This is a genomic window from Sneathiella aquimaris, from assembly GCF_026409565.1.
Classification (GTDB): Bacteria; Pseudomonadota; Alphaproteobacteria; order Sneathiellales; family Sneathiellaceae; genus Sneathiella; species Sneathiella aquimaris.
On record NZ_CP112881.1, the window covers coordinates 223,918 to 249,844 of the forward strand.

Here is a 25,927-nt window from a genome sequence, read left to right on the forward strand (position 1 = left end):
ATGAAAAGCTTAATGAAATTCGGGTTGGTCCTGGCAGGTCTGGCAATCATATCTGTTCCGGTTCTGGCGGAGGATATGGTGACCCTGCGTAAAGGGATCGCGATTGAAAAAGAAGCGGGCGCCCCCGTTATGCCAAAGGTGGAAAACAAGGATGTGAAACGGGTTCGGAACTACCCGGAACAGCCTCCCACCATTCCTCACCATGTGCGGGATTATGAAGTGACCAAGAACGCCAACAAGTGTCTTTCCTGTCATGCGCGTACCAGGACAGGCGAGTCACAGGCGCCAATGGTCAGTGTGACACACTTCATGGATCGGGATAATCAGGTTCTGGCCACTGTTTCCCCGCGCCGTTATTTCTGCAACCAGTGCCATGTGGTGCAGGAAGATGTGAAGCCTTTGATCGAGAACACGTTTACGGATGTTGAAGATGTTTTGAAAACCGGAAAGGATAAACAATGACCGGTTTGATAAAGAAAGGCTGGAAACTGATCCGGGATGTCTGGATCAGTGCCAGTCGGCCAGCGAAGCACTTGTCCATCGGCTTTCTTGCCCTTGGTGGCTTTATTGCAGGCGTTCTTTTCTGGGGTGGGTTTAACACAGCGCTGGAATTGACCAACACCGAGACATTCTGTGTCAGTTGCCATGAAATGGAAAACAATGTTTTTGCAGAGTTGAAAACGACCATCCATTACACCAACCGTTCAGGCGTGCGGGCGACCTGTCCTGATTGTCATGTTCCGCATAACTGGACGGATAAAATTGCCCGCAAGATGCAGGCCTCTAAAGAGGTTTGGGGCAAGTTGTTTGGTACGATCAATACGCGCGAAAAATTCCTTGATAACCGGCGACGGCTTGCGGGTCATGAATGGGAGCGGCTAAAAGCAAATAATTCGCTGGAATGCCGAAACTGCCATAGCCCGGAAGGAATGGATATTACGGCGCAAAGCAAACGCGCGGCAGAGGCGCATCAGACGTTTCTGTTCACCGGAGAGAAGACCTGTATCGATTGTCATAAAGGCATCGCCCATGAACTTCCCGATATGACCGGTGTCAAAGGCTGGGAATAAATGACCTCATACAAATGCAGGAAAAGCGGCCTCAGAAATGGGGCCGCTTTTTTATTTCTTGCCCAACCATTGTATAGAACTTTCGAGTGTTTCCTCAAATTCAGGCATTAAGGATTGAACAGACGCCAAGTCGTGCGAATTGTCCTGAATATAGGCGGCCTGTTCTGCAAGGCGTAACGCATATAAAGCGCCCGCAGATCCCTTGATCGCATGAGATGCTTCTAGAATGATATGGTTCTGGGCCGCATCCGTGGCCTGCCGAAGGCGTTGGAAATCTTCACGAAACGATACCGGGGCAACGTCCAGCATGGGCCGGATGGCCTCTTCGCCCAAGATAGATTTCAGTTCATCAAATTGTGCGTCGTCACCGATCGGCATTGCCCTGCCAACAAAAGGTGTAACAGTACCATCGCCGTTTGAGAGCGCCTCAATTGTTTCAGACTGATTTGCCGGGACCAGTTCTACCGGTGTCTTGGTATCCGGGAAATATTGACCCAGCATACGTTGTATCTGTTCTTCGGTGAACGGCTTGGTCAGGACGTCAACCATTCCGGCGTTGGCGAAGCGTTCCTTGTTTTCTTTAAATGCATCGGCCGTCAGACCAATGATCGGGATTGATTTGCCCCGAGGATCTGATTTTATTTCCTGAGTGGCAGCGACGCCATCCAGTTCGGGCATGTGGATGTCCATGAAGATTAATTCAGGCGAAATTTCAAGGGCCTTTTCGACCGCAACACGACCATTTTCAGCAACCGTGACCGAGCAGCCGAGCTTTTCAAGGAAGGATTTGGCGATCGTCACATTGATCAAGTTATCTTCCGCCAAAAGAACAGATATGCCGGTGCGATGCGCAATAAAAACTTCGGGGTCCTGAGAGGTGGTGGCGGCATTTTCTGCGAAGATGAGGGGCAGGGTAACGGTAAATTCTGTTCCTACATTTTGCTCGCTTTTTACGGAGATCTTACCCTGCATCAATTCAATCAGTTTATTCACGATTGAAAGCCCCAGACCAGTGCCCCCAAATTTACGGGTGATGGTGTTATCTTCCTGAGTGAAGGGATCGAATATATCATCCAGTCGATCAGCGGAAATTCCATTTCCTGTGTCGGTCACCCTTAGGATAATCTGGCTACCTTCTTTGCTTTCCTTTGTTTCAACGTCAATATCAACATGGCCTGTCTGTGTGAATTTAATGGCATTACTGACAAGGTTTGCAATAATTTGACGCAGCCGTACCGGATCACCCAGAATATCGCCTTCCAGTTCGGGAAGTGTTCCAACATTAAGGCCGAGGCTCTTTGATCGGGCCAATTCCTTAAAGGGTGTGAGGGTTGTTGTCAGAAGTTCCTGAAGGTTAAAGGGAGTTTCTTCGAGTTCGACCGCGCCCGCTTCAATTTTGCTCATATCCAGAACATCGTTCAAAATGGCAAGAAGGATATTACAGGAATTGGTAACCGCTTTTAAGTGGCTTTTCTGTGTTTGATCCAGATCGGTTGATGCCAGCAATTCCGCCATCCCCATAATGCCGTTGAGCGGGGTTCTGATTTCATGGCTCATGGTGGACAGGAACAAAGACTTCGCTTCATTGGACCGTTCTGCATCAATCCGGGCTTTCACCAGATTAAGCCGGTCCATGCGGTGGTCAGTGACATCGTTGATTACGCAGATAAAGCCGGAAAATACACCATGCATATCGGTCATCTGGTTGCCGGCGACCTCGCCCCACATTTCTTCACCAGACTTTTTGAAATAAAGAAGCTCTTCTTTAAAGGATTGTCGGTTGGCTAGGGCCTCGCTGATGCGCTTTGACGCGTCTTGATTAATGTCTTTATGATACAGAATGTCTCGAGGGCGGCGATTTAAAAATTCATCGCGGCTAAAGCCGGTCAAGGTTGTCAGGGCATCGTTGACCCATTCGGTCAAGCCTTCGGTATTCAAAATGATGACACCGTGCAGGGATTGGCTGGCAACCGTTGAAAGCCGCGACAGCTCAGCCGTTCTTTTTTCCACCCTTAGCTCAAGGGTTTCTTTCATTTCGGTCAGTTGATGAACAGTCTTTCTTACATCATCACTGCTTGTTTGCAAGGCTGTTGCGAGCTCGTCATATTCACGGATCGGGCTTCTTGGAAATATACGATTTTCCCTGGTGACACCCATGGTTTTACCCACATCGCGGCTTGCTGTTGCCAATCGCTGTATTGGGTTAATAAGCAACTCACTGAGGAAATAACAAACGCATAGGGCTGCAAGTAACAGAAGTGCCAGTGCAATCAGGGTTTGGGTGCGAAGAGTATCAAGGATTTGGATGATCGGTTTTGCCGTATGCGTAACCAGGACTTCTGATATTCCCAGATCGGCCGCGACAGGAATATTCATGAAATACTCGGCATTTTCCCAGCGTTGCAGGGAAGGCATATCGCCGGAAGGCTTCCATACCATCAGTGGTCCGTTCACCTGCGCAAAATCACCAATACCGCCATATTGCTTGACCCAGCCAATCTGGACCCGTCGTGAGGGCTCTTCGTAGGTTATGGAGATACCCAATCCATCAAGTTGAAAACGGTTTCGCGCATACTCCTCCGCTTTGTAAATTGCTTCAACCTCGCTTTTATCGATATAGGATCGAACAATCGCAATCTCTTCAACAACAGCGTTTGCATAGGTTTTCATTGTTTTTATAAGATTTTCTTCCTGTAGGTCTTGAACCCGATAATTGTTAAAAATGATCGGGACGCCGCCAGCCAGAATTGTGGTGAGCATCAAAATACTTGCCACAAGCTGCTTTGCAGAAATTTTTTGCTGTGTCTTACCTTCCCTTTGTCTCCAGGCCAGAAATAGATCGACGAGAAGAGGCCCGATCAAAGCATTGAAAACGCCATTGATCATTTGTTTCAGGGCAATCAGGAAGACAGAGGAATCTCCTAAGCCCATGATGGTTGAATAAAACAGGATAACCAAAGGGACGCCTAACAGGATCCAGTACAGAAAATCTGAATATACATAGACTTTGATTTTGTGCCTGAGTAACCCAACAAACAGGATTTCTATTGTAAAAATGATAGCGGCATAAGGATGACCCCAGATGATCCAGGTATAACTTCCGGCAGCGGCGGCAACGGCAAGGGCCGGTCCCAATCCAAGTGTTGCTAGGGCCACAAACGCAAAAACGCTGCCAAAAATGATGCTAACAGAGAAAAAGAGGTCAACATTGAAGTAATTACCAGCAACACCTAATGCACCGAGTAACATGGTGTAAAAAAATATCCGCCAGAAATGTGGCAAGGGTTGCGGGAAAGGCATTATTAAAGCTCCACCAAAGCGGCATATATCCGGGTCGCGACATATTTCTCCTTCTATAATATTAGCCAGATCTTCTTAAAATTGAGTTACCGTCAGGTTGTGGATTGGGTGGCGCGAGGTGTAGGTAGCCCGGTCCGCCGTGGATCAGTCGAAAAGCACCAAACGTTTGTTTTGTAACTTATTGTTTTTATGTTGAAATTTTGCCTTGCGATAAAGCTGTAGCGGGAATAAACAGGCTATAAGGCCAGTTTTAAATGCAGATCATCGTCGATACATCTTTATCGACATCCGTTTCAAAGAGTTTAATTCGTCTCATTTCACCAAAAAGTGACCTGAATATTGGATGATTAAGGATCATTTCTACACAAGACTAAGACAAAATGAACTCTGACAAGAATACGTTAACACTCGTATTACATAATATTTAAATAAATTACATTGTAATTGCTTTATCACTTCACAGATGGGGACCGAGACCATGGCAATGACAGCACAGGAAGAGAAAACAGAAAAGATCTCTGACATCCTGGCTATGATTGATAAACGCCTGGAGGCCAAGCAAGCAGGCGATATCAAACTTTTTGTTGAAAAGCTTTATGAGCGATTATCCCCGGAAGATGTTTTGGGAATTCTGCCTGAAAACCTTTATGGATCGGCATTGTCGGTTTATAAATTCGCCGCACAGCGCAAGGCAAAGACTTCTAAGATCAGGGCCTTCAGTCCGACATTGGAAGAGCATGGCTGGAAAACCTCCCACACGGTTATCGAGATTATTAATGATGATATGCCGTTTCTTGTGGACAGTGTTACCGCTTGTTTGAACCAACGGGGGATCAATGTTCATCTGGTGATCCATCCGGTATTGTATGTAGAGAGGGATGAAGAGGGACAACAGGTCTGTTTCCATGCCGATCCTAAAAAAGGCGTGGCAGAGTCCTTCATGCATCTGGAAGTGGATGAACAAAGTGATGCGGCAATCCTGACGGAAATTGAAGATGAATTGACGTTGGTTCTCGAAGATGTCCGGGCTGCGGTAGAGGATTGGAAACCAATCCTCAAACAAGTCGACAATATTGTCGAAAAACTCAAGAAATCCCCCCCAAAACTTGAAGAAGCAGAAGTCGATGAAGGCAGGGCTCTTCTGGAGTGGATGGCAAACAATCATTTCACCTTTCTGGGGTTTCGAGAATACGACTTCAAGATCAAAGGCAAGTCAAAAACGGAAAACTGGCAGGTTGTTGATGGTTCCGGACTGGGAATCTTAAGAAGCCCGGATCGTCGTATCATGACCGGCAAAGCAGAGATGTCGCCAGAGGTTCGCGAGTTTCTGCATCGTCCTGAATTAATTATCGTTACAAAAGCAAATGCGCGGTCAACGGTCCACCGCGCGGTTCATCTGGATTATGTTGGCGTCAAGAAATTTGACTCCAAAGGGGATGTGGTTGGCGAATATCGCTTCACAGGATTATTTACATCTGCGGCATATAACAGGGTGCCACGGGATATTCCGTATCTGCGGCGCAAAGTAAGCCGCACACTGGAACGGGCGGGTCTTGCGAAAAGCAGTCATGATGAAAAAGCACTGGCCCATATTCTGGAAACCTATCCCCGGGATGAGTTGTTTCAGATTTCCAATGATGATCTTTTTGAGATTTCGTCGAAAATTCTGTCATTGCAGGAGCGTCCCCGGATTGGTGCATTTTTGAGACGGGACCGTTTTCAGCGGTTTGTGTCGGCCCTTGTTTATGTCCCAAAAGAAAAATTTAACACCGATTTGCGGCGCAAATTCGGGCGTATTCTTGCCGAAATGCATCATGGCGAAATAACAGCTCATTATTCGCAGGTGGGAGACGATGCGCTTGCGCGTATTCATTTCCTGATCGAAATGCAGGGGTCAAGCAAGCCTGAAGTGGACGAAAAAGATCTGCAAAAACGTCTGGTGCAGGCAGCCCGCGAATGGTCAGATGATCTTCAGGACGCCCTGTTGGAGCGTTGGGGAGAAGAAAAAGCACTACGCTTGAAAGCCCGGTATGGGGGTGCTTTTCCTGTTGGTTATAAAGCCCGGTTTAATGCCAATCTGGCGTTACATGATATCGAGAAACTGGAAGACATCTGCGGCACGGAAGAAGTTGGGCTTAATCTGTATCGCTGGGTCGAGGATCCGGACGAAAAGGTCAGGTTTAAAATATACAGCCCCGGCGATCCTCTTCCTCTTTCCGACTGTTTACCGATGATCGAAAATATGGGTCTGAAGGTATTGGCCGAAAATCCTTATCTGGTCAGTGGCGAAGATATGGAAAGCTCCGTGTGGATCCATGACTTTGAATTGGTCGAACGGGGCGGAACGGCGCTTGATCTTCAGCGGCTGAAGAAAAAGTTTGAAGAAACCTTCCTGCGCGTTTGGCAGGGTACATCAGAAAGCGATGGCTATAACCGGTTGGTCATGAAGGCGGGCTTCAGCTGGTCGAATGTGGCGGTTCTCAGGTCGTATGCGAAATATCTGCGGCAAGCGGGCGTGATGTTCTCCCAGAGTTATATGGCAAATACGCTGGCCGAAAATCCAGAGATTTCCAGAAAACTGATTGAATTGTTCAATGTTCGGTTTGATCCGGATTTTGATCAGGATCGCGACGTGGAAGCCAAGAAAATCAGCAAGGAGATTTTCACGGCTCTGGACGGTGTCTCCAGCCTGGACGATGACCGGATCATTCGGCGGTTTATCAATCTTATTCAATGCACGCTCCGGACAAATGTTTTCCAGGAGGGAGTTGGAGAGGCGGATAAATCCTATTTCTCCTTCAAATTGGATAGCCAGAAAGTAGAGGATCTTCCTCTTCCGCGTCCACATGTTGAAATCTATGTTTACAGCCCACGGGTTGAAGGTGTTCATCTGCGCGGTGGCACTGTTGCCCGTGGTGGGTTGCGCTGGTCAGATCGGCGCGAAGATTTCAGGACAGAGGTTCTGGGTCTGATGAAAGCCCAGATGGTGAAGAACACGGTTATTGTACCGGTTGGGTCAAAAGGGGGCTTTTATCCCAAGCGCCTGCCTGTAGGCGGAAGCCGGGAAGACATTCAGGCCGAGGGTATCGCCTGTTATCGGATGTTTATTTCTGGCCTTCTGGACCTGACAGATAATCTGGAAGGCGGCGATGTTATTCCGCCAAAAAGAGTTGTCCGCCATGACAGTGATGATCCGTATCTGGTTGTCGCGGCGGACAAAGGGACAGCTACTTTTTCTGATATCGCGAATGAGGTGGCAATTTCCTATGGTTTCTGGCTTGGCGATGCGTTCGCGTCTGGCGGGGCGGCTGGCTATGACCATAAGAAAATGGCGATTACGGCCCGGGGAGCCTGGGAATCCGTTAAGCGTCATTTCCGTGAATTGGGCAAAAACATTCAGGAAGAAGAGTTTACGGTCGCCGGTATTGGAGATATGTCCGGAGATGTGTTTGGAAATGGCATGTTATTGTCCCGCCATATCAAGTTGGTGGCCGCCTTTGATCACCGGAATATATTCATCGATCCTGCGCCAAACGCGGAAAAAAGCTTCAAGGAGCGGGAGCGGATTTTCAAGCTGCCGCGTTCCTCCTGGGAAGACTATGATAGCAAGTTGATTTCAAAAGGCGGCGGGATATTTGATCGCAAAGCGAAATCCGTCACTTTGACGCCGGAGATCAAAAACCTTCTGGGTCTGAAAGATAAAACCCTGACACCGAATGAACTGATTTCTGCAATTTTGAAGGCGCAGGTTGATCTGTTGTGGTTTGGTGGTATTGGGACCTATATCAAGTCATCGGACGAAAGCCATTCGGCCGCTGGAGATCGCGCGAATGATGCGATCCGGATTGATGGAAATCAGGTCCGCGCGAAGGTTATCGGAGAAGGCGGCAATCTGGGCGTTACGCAAAATGGCCGGATTGAATATTCTCTAAATGGCGGAAAACTGAACACTGATGCCATCGATAATTCAGCGGGTGTGGATTGCTCTGACCACGAAGTGAATATTAAAATCCTGCTGCGCGCCATTATGGATGATGGCGAGATGACGGAAAAACAGCGCGATCGATTGCTGGTTGAGATGACCGATGATGTGGCGGCTCACGTGTTGCGGGATAACTATTTGCAGACCCAGGCGCTGACAACCGCGGAACGTCAGAGCATCGCCAATTTTGCAGAACAGACCCGATTTATGAGGGAGCTCGAAAAGCAGGGACGCCTGAACCGGGCTGTTGAACATCTACCGGATGATGAAGCGTTAGAGAACCGTCAATCTGCCGGTCAAGGGCTGGCGCGACCGGAAATGTGTGTGTTGCTGGCCTATGCCAAAATGACGCTTTATACGGATATTTTGAAAACCAGCCTGCCCGATGATCCATTTTTTGAAAGCTGGCTGGTGGATTACTTCCCTCCAAAAATGCAGAAAAAATATAAGACTTTCATCGGGTCCCATCGCCTGAAACGCGAGATCGTGACGACAATCATCGTCAATAGTCTTATCAACCGTGCTGGCATTACATTCGTTATGCAAATGGTTGAGGAGCTGGGTGTTGGTGTCGACGATGTGGCACGGGCCTATGCCTTGATTATCGAGGTTTTCGATTTGCCGGCTTTGTGGGACGATATCGAGGCGCTGGATAATAAAGTGGATAGTGATATTCAGGGTCGCATGATTGACGCCACTCAACAGCTTCTAAGGCGTGCAACACTTTGGAGTCTGAGACATTTGCGTAATCCGATCGATATTACGTCGAACGTTGAGGAATTGGCCCCGGATATGGTGGACTTGAAAGGCAATCTCGAGGGTCTGTTAAGTGTTGATGGCAAAAAAGCCTATGACGACCGGGTACAATATCTGACGGAAATGAATGTTCCTAAAAATCTGGCGGAGCGGGTTGCCGGTCTTGCACCCCTTCGCTCTGCTTTGGATGTGGTTCAGGTTGGTAAAATGGCGGCAAGGCCCATTGAAGAAGTCGGTGAGGTTTATTTCGCCGTGGGGGCTGAGCTTAATCTGGACTGGTTGCGTTTTGCGGCAGAAACCATTGAAACTGAAAGTCATTGGGAGCGGTTGGCCGTAACGGCGATTATCGACGATCTCTACGGACAGCAGCGGGCTTTGGCCAACGCCGTGTTTGAGCAGGCAAATGGTCATAAAGGCCGTGAAGCAATGGCCCATTGGCAGAAAAATAACCACAATCCCATTCATCGTTCTCAGGACCTGATTGAAGAATTTAAAGGGAGTGGCGGCGTTGATATTGCAAAGCTTGCCTTCGCCAATCGCTTGTTCCGATCCATGATCAGTTAAAGCGGCTATTTTATAAGGATTTAGGCGCGGTACAGACCCTGTATCGCGCTTTTTCTTGAGAGATGATCGAATCTGAAAAAGACAGCGTTGCTCATGATCGTGTCCTTGCAGGATATGCACGCGAGGCCTCTTCTCTTACTGAGGCTTTCGAAGCAATTTCTTGCGAAACACTCTATGCACCGGTCCGGTCCTATTTACCTGCTGATCGGGTAAATATGCTGGATATTGGTGCTGGGACGGGGCGCGATGCCGCGTGGTTCGCCGGTCAAGGGCACCGGGTGCTGGCGGTTGAACCGGTCAGTGAATTCAGGGTGGCAGGACTGGCCCGCCATTCCTCTCCGTCTATCCATTGGCTTGACGATACCTTGCCTGCACTTTCAAATGTTCTGGCGCGTGACGAATGTTTTGACTTTATTCTTTTAAATGCCGTCTGGCATCATCTGGAACAAACGTCTCGACAAACAGCACTCGGCACGCTCGCACGGTTGTTGAAAAAAGGCGGTTTCATTGTCTTTTCCCTACGGCACGGTCCTGGATCAGCGAGCAGGCCCGCATTTAAGGTGTCCCCATCCGAACTGGCCGCCTCCGCTGCATTTTTTGGGATTAAAAAACTGTTTCAAACCAAGGCCGGGTCTCTTCAATCAGGCAATCGCGCGGTTGGTGTTACCTGGACCTGGATGGTTTTTCAGAAGGTCTAAGGCTGAGGGATCGCCTGCATCGGATTTAGGGTGCATAAAGTAGTTCTTCTTCGGGTTTTTTACGCTAGACTAAGAAAAACCGGGGGAGGGGATTTATGTCTGGAGTAACAGAAGCGTCGCGGCTGGGAAAGTTTTCCTGGGCGTTGTTTGATTGGGCTAATCAGCCTTATTTTACCGTTGTCACGACATTTATTTTCGCTCCTTATTTCACCTCTTTTGTTGTTGGTGATCCGGTGCAGGGTCAGGCCTACTGGGCCTATACACAAGCAGTGGCCGGTATTACGATTGCTCTTTTAAGTCCTGTCTTTGGCTCCATTGCGGACGCGGGCGGCCCCCGAAAACCCTGGATTACAGTGTTTGTCGCCCTGTGTGCCATTGGCAGTTTTGCATTGTGGTGGGCAACCCCGAATATGCAGAGTGGATTGATCTGGATATTGGTGGCGATCGTCATGGGATCGATCGGGATCGAATTCAGTCTTGTTTTTAACAATGCGATGTTGCCAACGCTGACCAGTCACAAGAAAATGGGGACGCTCAGTGGGTTTGGTTGGGGCCTTGGTTATCTGGGTGGTCTGATTGCCCTGTTTATTGTTCTGTTGGGCTTTTCCCTGCCGGACACCCCTGCATTTGGACTGGATAAAGTTGCCCATGAACATGACCGGATGACGGGTCCGCTTTCTGCCATATGGTTTGTTGTTTTCATTTTGCCGATGATGCTGTTTACACCGGACGTAAAATCCCGGGGGATAAGAAAAACAGAAGCCATTGCCGTAGGTTTTTCAAATCTTTTGGATACTCTAAAGTCGCTCCGCAATTACCGGAACATCATCTTTTTCTTGATCGCAAGAATGTTTTACAATGATGGCATATTGGCGTTAATCAGTTTTTCCGGAATTTATGCAGCAGGGCTATTTGGTTGGGGCACCACGTCACTGGGTGTGTTCGGGATCCTGATTAATGTTTTCGCCATTGCAGGCTCCTTTGTCGGGGGCTGGCTGGATGACAAGCTGGGTTCCAAGCCAACCATTGTAATTTCCGTTCTGGGCCTCGCGTTTGCATCGGTCGGAGTTCTTTCTATCAGTGACGGAGAGGTTCTGTTCGGCTTGCCTGCGGCTATGCCAACAGAAGACAGCGGTCTTTTTGAAAGCCCTGCCGAATTGGTCTTCATGGGATTCGGGTTCATTATGGGGTTCTTTTTTGGCCCGGCACAAGCCGCCAGCCGTACCCTGGTTGCCCGGCTGTCACCGCCGGAGAAAATTGGCGAATTCTTTGGATTGTTCGCATTGTCAGGAAAGGCAACGGCCTTTGTCGCCCCGCTTATGATCGGTGTTGTAACCGATCTTTCCGGTCAGCAGCGGCCTGCAATGATTGTGATCTTTGTTTTGTTAATGGTCGGCGCAGCCCTGATGAGCTTTGTTCGCGAACCAGAGCGCTAGATCAAGAGGCCAGGCCTCAGGGTTTCTGAGGCCTGACACATGTTTTTTATTGATCAGGCGAGCGTAACAGCAGTTCCGGTCGCAACAACCATCAACATGCTATCCCCCATAACTTCTGTATCCAGACTAATACCAACGACGGCATTGGCGCCCAGCTCTTCGGCTTCTTCCACCAAGGCTTCCATTGCCAAAGCGCGGGCCTTTTTAAGTTCCTTTTGGTAAGCGCCGGAGCGCCCACCAATGACATCTGTAACCCGGGCGAAGAAATCACGGATAAAGTTTGCGCCCATTACAGCTTCACCCGCAACGATCCCGTGATAGGCCGCAATCGATTTTCCGTCAACGGATCCGGTGGTAGTCGTAATCATTCTGATCTCCCAAAAAATTAGTGACGGAAATGTCGCATACCCGTGAACGCCATGGCAAGTCCGGCTTCGTCCGCGGCCGCGATCACTTCATCGTCCCGCATAGAGCCGCCCGGCTGGATAACCGCGGTTGCCCCTGCTTCTGCAGCAGCGAGCAAGCCATCTGCGAACGGGAAAAACGCGTCCGAAGCAACAACCGACCCGTTGGCCCGGGCTTCAGTCTCACCAACATTTTGTGCCGCTTCCAAAGACTTTGACGCTGCAATTTTGGAACTGTCGACACGGCTCATCTGGCCCGCACCAATGCCAACCGTTGCGCCATCACGGACATAGACAATCGCGTTTGATTTGACATGTTTAGCAACGGTAAAGGCAAATTTCAGATCAGCAAGTTCCTGCTCAGTAGGGGCCCGTTTTGTAACAACCTTGAGCTCAGGGGTTGCCGTGAGGGCGTTGTCCCGGCCCTGAATGAGATATCCACCAGCCAATGATTTGACCAGGCGACCACCGATGTTTGGATCCGGTAGCCCCCCTGTAAGCAGAAGGCGCAGGTTTTTCTTGGCTGCGATGATGGCTTTGGCTTCGTCCGTTGCGTCCGGGGCGATGATGACTTCGGTAAAAATCTTGACGATTTCCTGGGCGGTTTCCTCGTCCAACAGCTGATTGACAGCGATAATACCGCCGAACGCGGACGTTGTGTCACAGGCAAATGCTGTTTTGTAGGCGTCGGACAACGTGGAGCCGGTTGCCACACCACAAGGATTGGCATGTTTGATGATGGCACAGGCTGGCCCTGAAACCACCGGATCAAATTCAGCAACCAGTTCAAAGGCCGCATCGGTATCGTTATAGTTATTGTAGGAGAGTTCTTTTCCCTGAACCTGTGTTGCCGTTGCAATGCCGATCCGGTTTTCTGAATTCGCATAAAAGGCGGCGGACTGATGCGGGTTTTCACCATAGCGCAGGCTTTGTTGGCGGGTACCTGCTAACACCAGACGGTCCGGGAAGTCTTCGCCCAGCTGTTCGGCGTACCAGCTGGAGATCGCTGCATCATAGGCACCGGTACGGGCATACGCTTTGGCCGCCAGTTTTTTGCGCGTCTGATTGCTTGTTTTTCCGTCATTGGCTTTGAGTTCGGCAATAACATGATCATAGTCGCTGGCTTCAACAATGACGTTCACAAAGCCATAATTTTTGGCGGCTGACCGGATCATGGCGGGCCCACCGATATCAATATTTTCGATACAGGTATGAAAATCCGCGCCTTTTGCGACAGTTTCTTCAAACGGATACAGATTGACAACGACCAGATCAATAGGGCCGATATCGTGTGTGTTCATGGCTTTTAAATGGTCATCGTTATCCCGAAGTGCCAGAATACCGCCATGGATCATTGGATGTAGTGTTTTTACCCGACCGTCCATCATTTCCGGGAATTTTGTGTGTTCTGCCACTTCTTTTACCGGGATCCCGGCATCCGCCAGCATTTTCGCGCTGCCGCCGGTTGAGAGGATTTCGATATTGAGTTCGGCAAGGGCCTGACCAAATTCAACAAGGCCTGTTTTATCAGAAACGGATATAAGAGCGCGGCTGACGCGCTGATAGTCGGAAGCAGACATCGACATGTTTTCCTGTTTACCAGAGAGGACGGAAGTTCGGACACTGGTCCGATGCGGGCGCTATAGCATGAGATGAGGCTTTTCGGAACCTCGCAATGAAAAAAAAACGTAAACGGTTCCCTAAAACAACGTTTGGCACCCAAAGGAGAGGAAAGACAGGGCGTATATGTTTTGAATGAGCCCAGATCACAGAGAACCGGTCCAATGATTGACAAACCGACTCGATTGCGTCTACCTAATTCCAACTTCAGTTTTCAGGAATAGCTCATGTCTGTAATACGCCCTACCGCCCTTTCTGACGGATCGATTGTCGGCAGTCATACTGTTATTTCTGTTGTAGGGTTGGGATATGTTGGCCTGCCGCTTGCGGTGGCGTTGGCCAAACAGTTCAAGGTCGTGGGTTTTGACATCAGTGAGGGCCGCATTGAAGAATTGCGCGGCGGGTATGACAGGACGTTTGAAATAGAAACGCCTGTGCTTCGGGCCAGCAGCATGTCTTTTACGACCGACATCTGTGAGACACAGGACGCGGATATCCATATCATCACAGTGCCGACACCCGTGGATAGTGACGACAAGCCGGATCTGGAACCTTTAAGACAGGCCTGCCGCGCGGTGGGACCCATCCTCAAAAAAGGGGCGATAGTTGTCGTTGAAAGTACTGTCTATCCAGGCGTTACCGAAGAAGTCTGCGGGCCAATTCTGGCCGAACAATCGGGCCTGACCTGCGGACAGGATTTTTTCCTGGGGTATTCACCAGAACGGATCAACCCTGGTGACAAAGTTCATACAGTAGACAAGATTATCAAGGTTATCGCAGGCCAGAATGATACCGTTTCAGATATTTTGGAACAGGTATATGGGGCGGCAACCACGGGTGGCACGTTTCGGGCCCGGAACATTAAAACGGCAGAGGCGGCTAAGGTGATTGAAAATGCCCAGCGGGATATCAATATTGCCTTCGTCAATGAAGCGACCATGATCTTTCAAAAGCTTGGTATTTCGGCGTATGATGTGTTGGAAACTGCTGGTACAAAATGGAATTTTCTGAATTTTACACCCGGTCTGGTTGGCGGGCACTGTATTGGAATTGATCCCTTTTACTTTGCCCATCGGGCGGCGGAGGTCGGCGCAGATCCGGATCTGATTTTAACGGGGAGACGGATAAACGAATCCATGGGGCGTTTTATTGCCGGAAGTGTGGATAAACTGCTGGCAAAAAATAGTAAGATTTTAATCTTGGGACTCACGTTTAAGGAAAACGTGCCTGATTTACGAAATACCAAAATCACTGACATCGTGACAGGGCTGCAAGAGAGTGGCCACAGGGTTGATGTTCATGATCCGCTTGCCGACAAGGCCGACGCACAGCAGTTTTTTAATATCGATCTGATTGAAAACCTGAATAGCCTGCAAGGCTATGATGCTGTTGTCGGTGCTGTTGCCCATTCCGTCTATCAGGACCTCTCACCCGTCGCAATCGAAGGACTGATTAATCCTGGTGGACTTGTGGCGGATATCAAGGGAATGTGGCGGGACCGGGAGTTTTCAGAGCAAACGGTCCGCTGGCAGCTTTAATCGGTCGCCGCCGCCGTCGCTTCGGCTTCGCTGGCGGGGGCTGTGTCGGTTTCGGCCTCGCTTTCGCCCAGAAGGGCAAACGCCCATTTGAGCGCCAGTGTTTCCTGGCCATGAATTTTCCCGTTTAGCACGATTTGCTGGCTTTTACGCAGCTCTCCCGCCTGCCCGCAGTAAACGCTTTCTTCCAAGGACATTTCGGAAAGACTGGATAGAAATTGCCAGCCCGACCCATTTTGGGTTCTGATCAACAGTTTGTTTCCGTTCATGTTTTTGGAAACACTTAAATCAGGATGTAGATGAAAACGCAATTCAAATTCGGTAATTCTATCGGCCGGTCCTTCAAAGGAAACAGTATCTTCGCCGCGAAGGCTGATCCCACTGGATTCTAAAAAGAGTTTCCGGGAATGACGCACTTTTGCGGCCTGAAGGAAACCGGGATTGTCAAAATCAAGCCAAAGGCTGCCCCCTTCTTCATGGGTTGATATGTTCAGCTCGGCCAGCTGTTCCGCGTCATCTGGCGCCGGGAATTGGGCGTTCAGGTCTCGAATACTCAGGGTGGAATGGGCGGCTGTCGACATTAGGGCCTTTCCCCATGCTGACTTTGAATCCGGGTGAGAGCCACAATTGACGATGAGTTTTTCCTGTCCGAAACTGAACTCAAAACTACCGATGCCTGCATGGTAGGGTATATTTTTGGGTCGTCCGCCCTCGCCCGTTTCCAATATTAACAAAGAGCGGCCAGCTTTAAGCCGTTCAAAGCCACCCAGCGGACATCTGTGGGGGGGACGTCCGGCAGCATCGGAAATGGCCAATAAATGATCACAATCCCCTTTTTCCGGTAAGGTTGCGCCATTAAACAGAGCAAGGGATCCATCACCATGTTGAAAAAATCGGACAACCGGTGCCAATCGGTCAATTGCGCCCATCAAGCCTTGTGGAACCTCTTGTTGCAGGTTCATGAAATCATGTTTAAGGGCCACCAGATCAGCTAGCAGATCAAGATGTTTACTGGGATTACGAGAGAGATGACAGCCATCGGCAAGGATCACCAGATCGATATCTTCCAGCAGGTGGCGAAGAGAGGATTTTTGTTGATCTTTGGTATCGGGGAAAACACAGGCGCATAAATAGAGGGCAAGGTCGACTTCCACCATATCCGTCTTGTCGCGCGTCAACCGACGCAAACGCGCCAAATGTTTAAACTGTTCGCGTAGGGTTTTCAGGAACTGATAGTTAAAATCCCCGTCATTGGATGTCATCAGGAAGGTCGCCTGGCGGATCCAGTTAATCAGACGCCTGGGCAACACGTCCTTATCCCAGACGTAAGGTGTATACTGGCCAAAATTCTTAACCCAGGAAATCAGTAATGTACGGGCGTGTCGTTTTGCAGCATCGGTATCGTTGGCGGCAAAATCACGGATCCATGAAAAGCGGTGCAGCTCCTGATGCCAATGCAGGGGCATATTGGGGGCGAACCAGGGCTCTGCATTGCTGACATGTGCGCCAAATCCGGCAAATTCGAAATGGCCCTGAAAAAGGCTGTCGGCTTTTTCGCCGCGCCCGGGCAGGACGTCAACATGGGTCGAGCGCAACTTCCGAGGTGTGCGGCTTCGCAAACTGGCTTGATACAAGGGGGCTGAAAATAAGCGATCCGAAAGGGAGCGCCGTGACGGCAGGGGGAGGGTCTTTGCGTTAAAACCTGCCGCCATATTATTCATGATTTTCCGCGGATGGCTTGAATATTAGCGGCATATTGTTCTGGGGAGCCTTTGAACGCGGCACTTCCCGCGACCAATAGATCTGCGCCGGCGTCGATCACCAACGGGGCCGTTTCAGCATTGATACCGCCATCAACTTCCAGATCGATATCGCGACCGCTTTCATCAATCATCGCGCGCAATGTACGAATTTTATCTAACTGTGAGGGGATAAATTTTTGACCGCCAAATCCGGGATTAACACTCATCACCAGCACAAGATCAATTTCTTCCAGAACATGTTCCAGTGTGGCGGCGGGTGTTGCAGGGTTCAAAGATACTCCAACCTTTATACCCGCGGCTTTGACAAGTTGGATGCTGCGATGAAGATGGGCCCCTGCTTCCTGGTGAAGCGTAATGATATCGGCTCCGGCTTCAACAAATTCCGGGATATATGGGTCCACCGGTGAAATCATCAGATGACAATCGAAAGGCTTGTTTGAATATCCACGCACCGCCTTTGTGATGGCAGGCCCAAAACTGATATTCGGAACAAAGTGACCATCCATGATATCAATATGGATATAGTCGGCACCAGCGGCATCAATGGCAGCAACTTCCGCGCCGAGTGTGGCGAAATCAGCAGCCAGAATGGACGGGGCAATTCTTACGTTTTTTTGCATGATCTACATATACCTTGTTCGTAAATCCCACTCAAGTAAGGGACCTTAATCTTTTTTCATTCGGCAGGCGTAAAATCCGTCCATGCCGGTTAACAGGGTCTGTCCAGTTCCGCCCAAATGACAGGGAAGACACCGAATGTCACCTTCTTTCGTTAACAGTTCCGCCAGACCACCAACTTCGCTTTCCTCCACCGGTTGCCGTTTCATCTCGGGGTGTCGTTCCAGAAAAGAGGCAATCTGATATTCTCCCTCTTCCGGTTGCAGCGAGCAGGTACTGTAAATCAGCGTGCCACCAGACTTTAACAGCGGGATTGTGGCATCGAGAAGGCGGAGTTGCAGATCAGCGAGTTTTTTAACGTCTTCTTCCTTTTTCAGCCAGGCCACATCCGGATGGCGCCGGATTGTGCCGGTACTGGAGCAGGGAGCGTCCAGCAAAATTCCATCGAACGGATCATCAGGCGCATAAGAAGTGCCGTCTGCCACCGCAACGGTTACAGACAGGTTCAATCGGTCCATATTCTCTTGCAAGCGTTTTAACCGGGCCTTGGATCGGTCAAGTGCGACAACATCGGCGCCCATAGAGGCAAGCTGCGCCGTCTTACCCCCTGGTGCGGCACACAGGTCAAGAATGCGCTTCCCGGCGAGAGTAGGAAAGAGCTGAGCAGGAATGGCCGCTGCGGCGTCCTGAACCCACCATTGACCCTCGTCAAATCCGGCAAGGTCTGGGACAGAACCACCCGCTTTACGGCGAAGTGAGCCTGTTGGCAGAAGGGTTGCCTCCAGCTTTTGGGCCCATTGGTCTGGTTCTGATTTCACGGTTATATCAAGGGGGGCTTCGATCAGCTGCGAAAGAATAATATCCCGCGCTTTTTCTTCCCCGTAAAAATCTTTCCAACTGTTCCAGATCCAAGCGGGCATATTGCTGCGGGGCAGGTCCATTTTAGCCAGAAGTTTTGCTCCTTGGCGATCGGCCCTTCGCAACAAGGCGTTGACCAGCCCGCGAAATTTACTGTTTGCGGGAACAAGTTCGACCGTGTCATGGACAGCGGCATGGGGCGGAATATTCAGATATAAAATCTGGGCGAGCCCAATGCGAATAATCTGGCGAATATTGTCCGCTTTTTGGGGAAGGGGCCGGTCCAGCATCTTGCCTGTAAGATAATCAATGATCCCTAAATGCCGCAACGTCGTAGAAGTAAGGGCGCGGGCAAGGGCTCTGTCTTTTGGCGCAAGATTATTTAGACCTTCTGGCAGGACATCTTCCAGTTGCCGGTTTTTACCAAGCACCTGAACCAGCATCCTGACAGCACGGGCGCGTGGGTTTGGGGTTTCATCACTCATAGTCCGGTATGTACGGGAATTATCCGTGCAGGTCTATAGGCGGCGGGCCCGGATTATGATAAAGACAGTTTAATCAAGATGTAAAGGGATAGAAATGGACCCGAAAAAGATAGACGCTCAGGATCAGGCAGCCGAATCGGTTGAAGAAAAGACCGAAGAAAAGACAAAGGCGGCCCATAAACTTGAACAGGCGGACGGCGAGATCGGCGGTCCTTCCGGATTGGAGCCAACCCGATACGGCGATTGGGAACGCAAGGGGATTGTCAGCGACTTTTAGCGTTATTTACCGCGTTCTGATAGCCAGATGCCGCCCAGTACAAGGGCAAGCGCGAACGCGTGATAGAGCTTGAAGGGCTCGCCCAGGAAAACGACGGCAAAAATAGACGCGAAAATTGGCACCAGATTGACGAAAACACCGGCGCGGCCCGGTCCAATGATGGCAACCCCATTGATAAAACAGATCTGGGCCAGAAAAGATGGCAGAACAGCAATGCTGGCAATCAGGATCCATCCGACCAGTGTTGGGGCCTGAAACTGTCCAAGCGCTATTTCCCCGGCAACCAGTGGCAGCGATGTCAGAAAGGCTGAAAAGGCCAGGACCGCAAAAAGCCCCATTGCCGAAACGTTAGGTTTGTTCCGCAGCGCAAGTGTATAGCTGGCATAGAGAAAACAGGCGATCAGCATCAACAGATCACCGTGATTGAACGCCAGCGAAAGCAGGCGGTCCAGATCACCCCCGGACGCGACTGTGACAACGCCGATAATGGTTGTCATCACGCCGATCGCCTGAAACAAGCCGACGGGTGTGCGGTGCAGAACAAAAGCGGAAATCAGAACAAAGACCGGTATAGCACCTTGTAAAATGCCAATATTGACGGCTGTTGTGGTGTGGGCCGCCAGATAAAAAAGCGCGTTGAAGCCGGTAAATCCGATAGCACCGATCAGCATAAGGAACGGCAATCTGGTTTTCAGGACAGGCCAGTCGCGCTTGACGTCCTGGCGGGCAAGAACGAACAAGAAAATCATGACAGCGGCCCAGCGCAAGGCAACCAGCGTGAGAGGTGAGACTTCCCCGACAGCAAGTCGACTGAAAATGGCGTTGCAGCCCCAGCACAGGGTTGTAATCGTTAGCAACAAGTAAGCTCGCTTGTTACTGTTTGGCGCGCTGTATGAGGTGGGAGAACCGTCCATCGACACTAAACTCATTCATAAGGTTGCGCGAAGAAATCCTTGCGCAGGGGTGTGGTTGACGCGAAGCATATCCGCTGGTCGATCGACATGCCAGCCAATATATCAGCAAAGGCGCGGAAAATTGGTAGTCCAGCTTTGGTATTTGTGCGTTCATGGCCCGCAATATGACGCCGGTTTAAAGGCCACCCATTGAACAGATCAGTGTCCACGCTGCCCCATCAATGGGGACAACAGACAGTCTGCTTTGACGGATTAAGGCAAGGTCCTGAAGGGCTTCGTTTGCTTTTATTTCCGACAGACTGACAGGCGCTGGAAAAGACTGTACAGCCTTAACATCGACCATTCCAAACCGGCCGGATGCATCAGTATGATCCGGGTAATATTCCTTTATGACCTCAACAATACCGACGATGCTTTTTTCCTTCACAGAATGATAGAAAAAGCACTGATCGCCCAGCTTCATGGCTTTCATATTGTTCGACGCCTGATAATTGCGCACCCCATCCCAATAGGTGCCGGTATCACCGGCTTCCAGCTGATCGCTCCAGGACCAGCTGCCGGGTTCTGTTTTGATCAGCCAGTATGCCATTCTCTAGATCCCTCCGCCTAAAGCATGCTTCCATGGTTGTACGTCAACCCGGGAAAACAGTCCGGCCGCTGCGTAAGGGTCTTGCGCAATCCAGGCTTTGGCGGTTTCCAAGGATGCCTCTTCAAAAATGATCAGGCTTCCATTGGGTGTTTCGCTATCTTCGGCAAGTGTTGGGCCAGCGACTTTTAAGGCATCCCCTTTGCCATTAAGAAAGGCAAGATGGTCCGGGCGGGTGTCCATACGAACGTTCAGATGGTCTTCTTTATCCACACAGTGGGCAATAAAGAGCATTATAAATCCTTTCGTCATCAAATTTTAAAATCCGGCCAGCTTTTCGTCTCGAAAAGGTCTGGCCAGCAGTTCTTGTGTTATATCTTTAACGGCGGCCCCTTCATTGAGGATACTATTCACTGCGGCGCAGATTGGCATCTCAATTTTATGTTTATCTGCCATTTTGCAAAGCGCCGCGGCAGTGTGAACGCCTTCGGTAACGGATTTTCGGGTGCCAAGGATACTTTCCAGAGAGTGACCCTGACCCAATGCTTCACCCAGCGAGAAGTTCCTTGATGCACTGGAAGAACAGGTTAAGACCAGATCGCCCAGTCCAGAAAGGCCCATCAAGGTTTCGGCTCGCCCTCCCAGTTTTTCGCCTAACCTTAAGACCTCTGCCATCCCACGGGTAATGAGGGCAGCTCTGGCATTTTCACCCAGTTGGGCGCCAGCGACGATGCCACAGGCAATGGCCAAGACATTCTTTATGGCACCGCCCATTTGCGCCCCGACAACGTCATCGGTGTAATAGGGACGAAAGGTTGGTTGGCCGATGGCCTTTGTCAGGCGCGGGGCCCAATCCTTGTATGAGGTCGCAAGGGTGGTTGCCGCGGGAAGGTTGTTTGCGACTTCCCGTGCGAAGTTTGGCCCCGATAAAATTGCGAAAGGTTGGCCCGGGGCGATTTCAGTCACCACCTCGCTCATCATTTGGCCCGTTGATTTTTCAATGCCTTTGGCACAGATCACAAGGGCCGTTTCCGGTTTTAGATGGGGCGCGAGAGTTTTTAAGCTGTCTCGAACATATTGGGCAGGGGTCACATTCAGCAGTATATCGGTGCGACAGAGTTCCGCGATATCAGTCACCGCCGTGACGTTCTGGGGAATTGATACGTCAGAAAGGTAAAGTTTGTTTTCCCGATTGGTGTTGATGGACGTCGCCTGTTCGGGGTGACGACATCCCAGTTTGATCTGTCTGTTGGAGCCAGCCATGGAAATGGCGAGTGCTGTTCCCCAGGCTCCGGCACCGATGACATTAATCTGATCCATTTTACGCCCATTTGTTTTCAGAGCCCCTGATTACCATGACCCGCATCAAAGCAGAAGGAGATATTCTGCGACGAGAACCTCAATACACTGTCAAATCTGAGCAAAATCATATAATTTGAATAATAATCAAAAAATTCAATAGTCACAAAATTCAAAATTTAAATGATAAAACAATAAGATGAAAAGAAAACCACTGGATATACATGGTCAGATAATCCAAGCGGCTCAGGCGCGTTTTTTGACCTATGGATATGGGAAAACAACGATGATCGAGCTGGGAGAGGATGTCGGACTATCACCGGCGCATCTGTATAACTTCTTTCCGGCCAAGCTTGATATTGCTGTCGCGATTGTCGTGGAAGAAAGCCGCAGGCAGGCCAAGGAACTCTCGCTGTATCTGGATCCTTCCAAGCGGGCGGCACAGATACTGCCACTATATTTTATGGAAGAACTTTCCCTGCATCATCAAGCACGAGAAGAGCATCCGGGCATGATGGATTTAAGGGCGCTGGTCAAAAAGAGAAAACCGTTGATCGCCCGCGAATGCACACAAATTTTTGCAGAAAATATGGGTCAGTATCTGAGGAGTCGGATGCAGAAAGGGGAAATTGCCGGGCGAGATCCCGATCGCATGGCAGAAATACTGCATAATGCGACTTTTCTGTTTCGTAATCTTGAGAGTGCCGGGGAGGCTTCACTGGATGGTTTGAGACGTCAACTGGATGATATCATGACCGCGTTGTTACGAGGGATAATTATTGGTCGGGAGTGACGCCGAAAAAACGCCCTCTGCCGGGACAGCAGAGGGCGAAGTCTGAGCTAGAGAGGATAAGCAAGCTTATTCTCGAGACCCACAATAGCGTCCCTTTTTGATATTGCAAATCATTATTAATAGCAAAACAAAGTTTTTTCACTCTGATTTATTTATAGAGTAGAAAATCCGTGTTATATCAACAGATTACGAGATACTAACGTTCGAATTTTTTTATGCCGTCATCGGTCCCGATCAGGACAATATCGGCATTATCGATAAAAAGACCATGCTCTACGACCCCTGGCATAAGGCTCAGGGTCTGGGCGAGTTCTTCCGGGTCGTCAATTCTTTCAAAAGCGCAATCAATGACCAGATTATTTTCATCCGTATAAAATGGCTGTCCGTCTTTTTGGCGTATTGAAGGGATACATCCCAATGCTTCCAGCTTGGGCAATAAAGCGTGGGCTGAAAAGGGAATAACCTCAACGGGGAGTTTGAATGCTCCTAAATGCTCGACCATTTTTTTTCTTTCAGCAATGACGATCATCTGGTCACTCAGGGACGCAACAATCTTTTCCCGCAAGTGGGCACCGCCCCCGCCTTTGATCAGGCGCATTTGTGGATCCACTTCATCGGTTCCGTCGATTGTTAAATCGATGACCTGAACGTCGTCGAACCCAACCACGTTAATCCCAAGCGCTTCTGCTTGCTGTTTGGTTGCTTCCGAGGTTGGAACAGCAATGATATCAAGCCCTTCTTTTACCCGTTCACCGACCAGATCAACCATTTTAGAGGCTGTGGACCCTGTCCCCAGGCCTACGACCATGCCGTCTTTGATATACTCAACAGCGGCAGCGGCAGCGGCGGCTTTTTGTTCGTCTTCGGTCATCGTCATTTCCTATTTGGTCTGTGTTTTTTTCAGGCCTTGTAGCCAGCAAAAGGCGCCGGTTCGGCATCAGGATCAAGCGGCCATCGGGCTTTAGCCGACATATCAAGCGTATCGGTTAATCCAAGTTGCAAGCGTTCTATTCCCGCCCAGGCAATCATCGCCCCATTATCCGTGCAAAGGGCGGGCGGCGGTACGACCAGATTAAAGTCATGTTCCTGAACGAGTGCATCAAGATTTTTGCGGAGGGCCATATTTGCGGCAACCCCGCCGGCAATGACAACATTCTGACAGTCCGGGTGATCGGATCGTACAATTTTAAGGGCTTGCCCTGTTCGGCTTAACAGAGATTCTATCGCAGCCTTTTGAAAACTGGCCGCCAAATCACATTTATCTTGTTCCGTGACATCATTTCCCAGTGATTCGAGGCATTGTCGAACCGCTGTCTTCAAACCCGAGAATGAAAAATCGCATCCGGGTTTACCCTTCATGGGGCGCGGCAGGGAAAATCGGTTTTCATCGCCTTTGGCGGCATATTTCTCGACAGCAGGACCGCCCGGGAAACCCAGTCCCATCAGTTTCGCCGTTTTATCAAACGCTTCGCCAACCGCATCATCAATTGTTGTCCCCAGCCTTCTGAATTGACCAACGCCTTCAACAACCAGAATTTGAGAATGCCCGCCAGATACCAGCAGCAATACATAGGGGAAAGCGATTTTATCGGTCATACGGACGGTAAGGGCATGCCCTTCAAGGTGATTAACCCCGATCAGCGGGGCACCTGTCACAGCGGAAATTGATTTTGCCGTCATCAAGCCCACTAAAACGCCGCCAATCAGACCAGGGCCTGCGGTGGCCGCGACCCCATCCAGGTCCGAAAATTCAAGACCCGCCTGTTTCATGGCCTGCGCAACCAGGCGATCCATTTGAGTCACGTGTGCGCGGGCCGCAATTTCAGGAACGACGCCGCCAAAAGGGGCATGTTCTTCTACCTGCGACAATACAACATTTGACAAAATCTCCCCTTCTGCCGTAACGACGGCAGCGGCAGTTTCATCGCAGCTACTTTCCAGACCGAGGACAATCATTTGTTTTCTGTTCAAAAGCGGTGCAAATTGGGTAAGGCTGTATCATTGAATAGGTAATCTCGCAATATGACGACCCAGAAAAAGTACAAAATTGGCACACGGGGCAGTCCCCTCGCTCTCGCACAAGCCCATGAAACACGGGAAAGGTTACTGACCGCCCATCCGGATCTTCTAAGTGAAGATGATCTTCAGATTGTGGTTATCAAGACGACAGGCGATCAGATTCAGGACCGTGCCTTGAGTGAAGCCGGCGGAAAAGGGCTGTTTGTAAAGGAAATTGAAGAAGCACTGATCCGGGGCGATATTGATCTGGCTGTTCATTCTATGAAAGATATGGAGACCAGTTTACCCAATGGACTGGTCATTGATTGTATTCTGCCACGAGAAGACCCGCGGGATGCTTTTATTTCAAAAGATGGTACCGCTCTTGCTGATATGCCCGCAGGTTCGGTGATCGGAACGTCTAGTTTACGAAGACAAGCGCAGATTCTTAATGTCCGGCCGGATTTAAAAGTCTGTCTTTTTCGTGGTAGTGTTGAAACAAGACTACGCAAACTGGAAGAGGGGCAGGCCGATGCAACCCTTTTGGCGTGCGCTGGCCTGAACCGGTTGGATAATGCACAAGTGATCACCCATCCACTGGAAAGTTCAGAGATGCTGCCGGCCGTTGCCCAAGGCGCGATCGGCATCGAACACCGCGCGGATGATGAAGAGATGGGACGGCTGCTTGCGGCGATTAATCATCCAGAAAGTTGTATTCGGGTTCAGTGTGAACGGGCTATGCTGGCCGAACTGGATGGTTCGTGCCGGACACCGATTGCGGGACACGCGGTTTTAAAAGAAAATCAGACGATCGAGTTGGAGGCGACGTTGTTCAGCCCGGATGGGGTGCAGCGTTTTGATGCCCGGGGGGAAGCATCCCTTGAAGACGCGGTTGCTCTTGGAACCCGGTTGGGCCGTGAACTGCGCGAAAAAGCGGGAGATGATTTTCCCGCCTTTCAAATACCTTGATA

General features: G+C 50.0%; 21 protein-coding genes. 9 read left to right on the forward strand and 12 right to left on the reverse strand.

The features are described 5' to 3' along the window. Together OIR97_RS01135 and OIR97_RS01140 are read left to right on the forward strand one after the other, a co-directional pair. Nucleotides 1-462: a nitrate reductase cytochrome c-type subunit gene (locus OIR97_RS01135; RefSeq protein WP_267177758.1), complete on the forward strand. Its 462-nt coding sequence runs from the start codon at nucleotides 1-3 to the stop codon at nucleotides 460-462. Then, the gene (locus tag OIR97_RS01140) at nucleotides 459-1,070 is read left to right on the forward strand and encodes a NapC/NirT family cytochrome c (protein ID WP_267177759.1); all 612 of its coding nucleotides are present in this window, start codon (nucleotides 459-461) and stop codon (nucleotides 1,068-1,070) included. Before OIR97_RS01135 ends, OIR97_RS01140 begins: the two co-directional genes overlap by 4 nt. Before the next feature lie 51 nt (nucleotides 1,071-1,121). Here the strand turns inward: OIR97_RS01140 and OIR97_RS01145 are convergent, their stop codons facing one another. After that, a complete protein-coding gene (locus OIR97_RS01145) occupies nucleotides 1,122-4,370 on the reverse strand; it encodes a PAS domain-containing hybrid sensor histidine kinase/response regulator (RefSeq protein ID WP_169543903.1) in 3,249 nt (1,082 codons plus the stop codon). A 478-nt stretch (nucleotides 4,371-4,848) separates the two neighbouring features. On the opposite strand from OIR97_RS01145, the gene OIR97_RS01150 reads away from it, so the two are divergent. The 3 genes from OIR97_RS01150 (at nucleotide 4,849) to OIR97_RS01160 (ending at nucleotide 11,806) form a co-directional block, all read left to right on the forward strand. Then, the gene (locus OIR97_RS01150) at nucleotides 4,849-9,672 is read left to right on the forward strand and encodes an NAD-glutamate dehydrogenase (RefSeq protein ID WP_169543904.1); all 4,824 of its coding nucleotides are present in this window, start codon (nucleotides 4,849-4,851) and stop codon (nucleotides 9,670-9,672) included. Between the two features lie 62 nt (nucleotides 9,673-9,734). Next, nucleotides 9,735-10,370, forward strand: a complete 636-nt coding sequence (locus tag OIR97_RS01155; RefSeq protein ID WP_169543905.1) for a class I SAM-dependent methyltransferase — start codon at nucleotides 9,735-9,737, stop codon at nucleotides 10,368-10,370. 95 nt (nucleotides 10,371-10,465) lie between these two features. Then, complete coding sequence (locus OIR97_RS01160; RefSeq protein WP_169543906.1) at nucleotides 10,466-11,806, forward strand: MFS transporter; 1,341 nt, start codon at nucleotides 10,466-10,468, stop codon at nucleotides 11,804-11,806. 53 nt (nucleotides 11,807-11,859) lie between these two features. Here OIR97_RS01160 and OIR97_RS01165 read toward each other — a convergent pair whose 3' ends face one another. Beyond that, nucleotides 11,860-12,174, reverse strand: coding sequence for a heavy metal-binding domain-containing protein (locus OIR97_RS01165; RefSeq protein WP_169543907.1), 315 nt, complete (start codon nucleotides 12,172-12,174; stop codon nucleotides 11,860-11,862). Between the two features lie 17 nt (nucleotides 12,175-12,191). Next, nucleotides 12,192-13,790, reverse strand: coding sequence for a bifunctional phosphoribosylaminoimidazolecarboxamide formyltransferase/IMP cyclohydrolase (gene purH, locus OIR97_RS01170; RefSeq protein ID WP_169543908.1), 1,599 nt, complete (start codon nucleotides 13,788-13,790; stop codon nucleotides 12,192-12,194). Between the two features lie 267 nt (nucleotides 13,791-14,057). Here purH and OIR97_RS01175 point away from each other — a divergent pair, with 267 nt between their 5' ends. After that, complete coding sequence (locus OIR97_RS01175; protein WP_169543909.1) at nucleotides 14,058-15,368, forward strand: nucleotide sugar dehydrogenase; 1,311 nt, start codon at nucleotides 14,058-14,060, stop codon at nucleotides 15,366-15,368. On the opposite strand, the gene OIR97_RS01180 is transcribed toward OIR97_RS01175, so the two are convergent. Genes OIR97_RS01180 through rsmB form a run of 3 tightly spaced genes read right to left on the reverse strand, consistent with a single transcriptional unit; the run spans nucleotide 15,365 to nucleotide 19,089 of the window. Continuing rightward, nucleotides 15,365-17,086, reverse strand: a complete 1,722-nt coding sequence (locus OIR97_RS01180; RefSeq protein WP_169543910.1) for a heparinase II/III family protein — start codon at nucleotides 17,084-17,086, stop codon at nucleotides 15,365-15,367. The two genes, OIR97_RS01175 and OIR97_RS01180, sit on opposite strands and share 4 nt — an antisense overlap. Then, nucleotides 17,083-17,748: a ribulose-phosphate 3-epimerase gene (rpe, locus tag OIR97_RS01185; protein ID WP_169543911.1), complete on the reverse strand. Its 666-nt coding sequence runs from the start codon at nucleotides 17,746-17,748 to the stop codon at nucleotides 17,083-17,085. The genes OIR97_RS01180 and rpe overlap by 4 nt, the downstream gene beginning before the upstream one ends. Nucleotides 17,749-17,793: 45 nt before the next feature. Next, the gene (gene rsmB, locus OIR97_RS01190; RefSeq protein WP_169543912.1) at nucleotides 17,794-19,089 is read right to left on the reverse strand and encodes a 16S rRNA (cytosine(967)-C(5))-methyltransferase RsmB; all 1,296 of its coding nucleotides are present in this window, start codon (nucleotides 19,087-19,089) and stop codon (nucleotides 17,794-17,796) included. Nucleotides 19,090-19,183: 94 nt separating this feature from the next. On the opposite strand from rsmB, the gene OIR97_RS01195 reads away from it, so the two are divergent. Further along, on the forward strand, nucleotides 19,184-19,366 hold the full coding sequence (locus OIR97_RS01195; protein ID WP_169543913.1) for a DUF1674 domain-containing protein: 183 nt from the start codon (nucleotides 19,184-19,186) through the stop codon (nucleotides 19,364-19,366). Nucleotides 19,367-19,368: 2 nt separating this feature from the next. On the opposite strand, the gene OIR97_RS01200 is transcribed toward OIR97_RS01195, so the two are convergent. From OIR97_RS01200 to OIR97_RS01215, 4 genes are all read right to left on the reverse strand, one after another. Next, nucleotides 19,369-20,280, reverse strand: a complete 912-nt coding sequence (locus OIR97_RS01200) for a DMT family transporter (RefSeq protein ID WP_169543914.1) — start codon at nucleotides 20,278-20,280, stop codon at nucleotides 19,369-19,371. Between the two features lie 175 nt (nucleotides 20,281-20,455). Continuing rightward, nucleotides 20,456-20,869, reverse strand: a complete 414-nt coding sequence (locus OIR97_RS01205; protein WP_169543915.1) for an EVE domain-containing protein — start codon at nucleotides 20,867-20,869, stop codon at nucleotides 20,456-20,458. Between the two features lie 3 nt (nucleotides 20,870-20,872). Further along, the gene (locus OIR97_RS01210) at nucleotides 20,873-21,178 is read right to left on the reverse strand and encodes a YciI family protein (protein ID WP_246201885.1); all 306 of its coding nucleotides are present in this window, start codon (nucleotides 21,176-21,178) and stop codon (nucleotides 20,873-20,875) included. A 6-nt stretch (nucleotides 21,179-21,184) separates the two neighbouring features. Next, entirely contained in the window at nucleotides 21,185-22,186 is a 1,002-nt protein-coding gene (locus OIR97_RS01215) for an NAD(P)H-dependent glycerol-3-phosphate dehydrogenase (RefSeq protein ID WP_169543916.1), read from the reverse strand. Between the two features lie 178 nt (nucleotides 22,187-22,364). Between OIR97_RS01215 and OIR97_RS01220 the strand changes: the two genes are divergently transcribed. Next, a complete protein-coding gene (locus OIR97_RS01220; protein ID WP_169543917.1) occupies nucleotides 22,365-22,958 on the forward strand; it encodes a TetR/AcrR family transcriptional regulator in 594 nt (197 codons plus the stop codon). Nucleotides 22,959-23,154: 196 nt separating this feature from the next. Here the strand turns inward: OIR97_RS01220 and rpiA are convergent, their stop codons facing one another. Together rpiA and tsaD are read right to left on the reverse strand one after the other, a co-directional pair. Next, on the reverse strand, nucleotides 23,155-23,829 hold the full coding sequence (gene rpiA / locus OIR97_RS01225; protein ID WP_169543918.1) for a ribose-5-phosphate isomerase RpiA: 675 nt from the start codon (nucleotides 23,827-23,829) through the stop codon (nucleotides 23,155-23,157). 29 nt (nucleotides 23,830-23,858) lie between these two features. Then, a complete protein-coding gene (gene tsaD / locus OIR97_RS01230; RefSeq protein WP_169543919.1) occupies nucleotides 23,859-24,914 on the reverse strand; it encodes a tRNA (adenosine(37)-N6)-threonylcarbamoyltransferase complex transferase subunit TsaD in 1,056 nt (351 codons plus the stop codon). A 66-nt stretch (nucleotides 24,915-24,980) separates the two neighbouring features. Between tsaD and hemC the strand changes: the two genes are divergently transcribed. Next, on the forward strand, nucleotides 24,981-25,925 hold the full coding sequence (gene hemC / locus OIR97_RS01235) for a hydroxymethylbilane synthase (RefSeq protein ID WP_169543920.1): 945 nt from the start codon (nucleotides 24,981-24,983) through the stop codon (nucleotides 25,923-25,925). Nucleotides 25,926-25,927: the final 2 nt, after the last annotated feature.